The sequence below is a fragment of the Nocardia sp. NPDC058666 genome (assembly GCF_042714895.1).
Classification (GTDB): domain Bacteria; phylum Actinomycetota; class Actinomycetes; order Mycobacteriales; family Mycobacteriaceae; genus Nocardia.
The window spans coordinates 1-2,325 of sequence record NZ_JBHXRY010000049.1 but is presented as its reverse complement, the minus strand read 5'-3'; the positions used below and the strand labels follow the sequence as shown (position 1 = coordinate 2,325).

General features: G+C 65.5%; 2 protein-coding genes. Both read left to right on the top strand.

The genetic code is table 11. The features are described 5' to 3' along the window. Window positions 1–614: 614 nt before the first annotated feature. Window positions 615–1,850 carry a hypothetical protein gene (locus ACFWVD_RS28285; RefSeq protein ID WP_379247910.1) on the top strand — a complete coding sequence of 412 codons (1,236 nt, stop codon included), beginning with the start codon at window positions 615–617 and terminating at the stop codon, window positions 1,848–1,850. A 158-nt stretch (window positions 1,851–2,008) separates the two neighbouring features. Beyond that, a partial coding sequence (locus tag ACFWVD_RS28280; RefSeq protein WP_379247909.1) for a TetR/AcrR family transcriptional regulator occupies window positions 2,009–2,325 on the top strand: 317 nt, incomplete at its 3' end.

Below are 2,325 nucleotides of genomic sequence, written 5' to 3'. Positions count from 1 at the left end.
GCGCCAAGGTTTCCAAGATCCCCAAGCGCGAACTGGAACGCGTCCTTGGGGACGCAGTTCAGAGCGCAGCCCTCGCCACCAAGGGCGACCTCACCGGCGCCGAGATCCTCGAGCTGAACCGTCGAGTCCTGGAGGAGCTGCGCGAGCGTGGAGTCCTCTAAAACTCGTCTCTTCGTCGTACAACCTTTTGGGATGTTGAAGATGTGACGGCCAATCTGTTCCTCAGAGGTTCCAACCTGTCCCACACGTGGGAGAGTCGAAGCATCACCTTGGGGGATTCCCAGCCTCGGAAGGGGGGAATCGGTGTGCGCAGACACCTGCTACTCATGGACGTCGGACCGAAGTTTGCGGGTTGGTCCGGATCAGCCGATGGGAGAATGGTCTGCGTGGCGCCTCCCGAGATCACGAAGGACGTCGCGGCCCGGCAGTCCATGCGTGAGATCGTGAGGCGTAGCGGAGGAGACTGCGAGGGATGCGGCGGCTGCCTTCTGGGGCAGAGTGGCGCCTGACCAGTAGGTGCGGAGACCCGGTGGTAGGGGTACCAGCCGGGGACCGCAACACCACTCCGAGGGATCCGTATGCCATGGACGGAATGGCGGGGCAACAGCCTCCGCGTGAAGTGGGATACCGGGCGCATCAACCCGGACACCAAGCGGAAGATCTACGACTTCAAGTCGAGCACCGAGTGGTCCGAGGAAGAGGCCCTCAACTACGGCCTCGACCGGGAAGCCGACATTCGCAACGGGCGGCAGGTGGCCCGCGCGGACGGCCGGATCACTCTGAAAGGGTGGTCGAAGCTGTGGCTCAATGCGGCCGACCTTGACCCCACCTCGCTCCACTCGTATCAAAAGCGGCTGCGCGCCCAGATCTGGCCCAAGTGGGGTGACACCCCGCTGAATAAGATCACGACGAACGCCTATCAGGTCTGGATGCTCGACCTCAAGGACCAGTACTCGGCGAACTACGTTCGCGACATTCGCATGTTGTTCGCGATGCTTATGGACGACGCAGTGGCCCATAAGCCGCCGCTCATTCCCTCGTCGCCGATCCCGAAGAAGAACACTCGCCGCGGCCGCTATGTTCGGCCGGTCCGGGAAGAGAAGGAGACGGTGCCCACCGCCGACCTTCACCAGCTTGCGGACAATGCGCGGGAAGTCTGGGGATTGACTGGCTACGCATTCATGATGACCAAGGCGTACACCGGTATGCGAGTGGGGGAGATGTACGGCCTCCGCCGGGAGTTCCTCGGGTCGAACTGGCCCGAGAATGAACAGGACCCGCGGCGGCGCGAGAGGGCCCTTGAGCGGTACCGGGGGAAGAAGCCGCTCGACGTCATCAGGGTGCAGTGGCAGCACAAGTACCGGAAGGACCCTCGCCGGCCTGACGAGAAGGGCGTGCCCGTCCTGGCCCTCCCGAAGTACGGCTCCGAGAGGACTCTGGTGATTCCCCCCTTTCTCGCAGCACTTCACCGCGAGCTCCTGGCCTCCCACGATTCGGAGTGGGCGTTCCCGTCAATGACGGGCGGCCCGCTGGTGTCGACCGACTTCAACACCTACTACTGGAAGCCGATCCGGGACGGCGCCGACGCCCGGGAGGGTCGCTATGAAAGGCCCAAGCTGCCGGCTGTGCGGACGTTCGCGGGCCGCAGGATCCACCTCATGAGGCACGCCCACTCGCCCATGCTGGAGGAAGACAGGGTGCCTCCCATCGCCATCGAGGAGCGTCTGGGGCACGTCGTTCAGGGGGTGCGTGGCGTGTACGCCGACGTCACCCCCAGAATGGAGCGGCAGATCGCCGACGTGCTGCAGGCCAGGTGGGAGACGACGGAGAAGAAGCGCTCGAGGCGCTAACTCCCATTCGCCTCCCATCGAGGGCAGAATGGGTGGTCGCACTGCTGGTCATGGGCAACAGGGTGGGCCCTCTGGCGGTATCCACTGCATCACCCAGCAGCAGCCGAAGGTCTGATCCGCAGACGACCGGCAGCCGACCGACAAGGAGTGGGTCCATGGTGGCGGGTGGAGTACCGGTACGCGCGGCGCGGAAGAACGCGCCCCCGCGCGAGGACGTACTCGTCGCCGCCATGGCCACGATCGCCGAACGCGGACTGGAAGGCCTGACCATGGCCGGACTGGGCCGCGAGGTCGGCATGAGCAGCGGCCACCTCCTCTACTACTTCCGCAGCAAGGACGAGCTCCTCCTGCAGACCCTGGAGTGGAGCGAGGCGGAACTGGGCAGCGCGCGGCGGGCCCTGCTCGCCCGCCGCGGACCGGTGGGCGAGCGCCTCCAGGCGTACGTGGACCTGTACGTGCCCACGCGGCCCCGCGA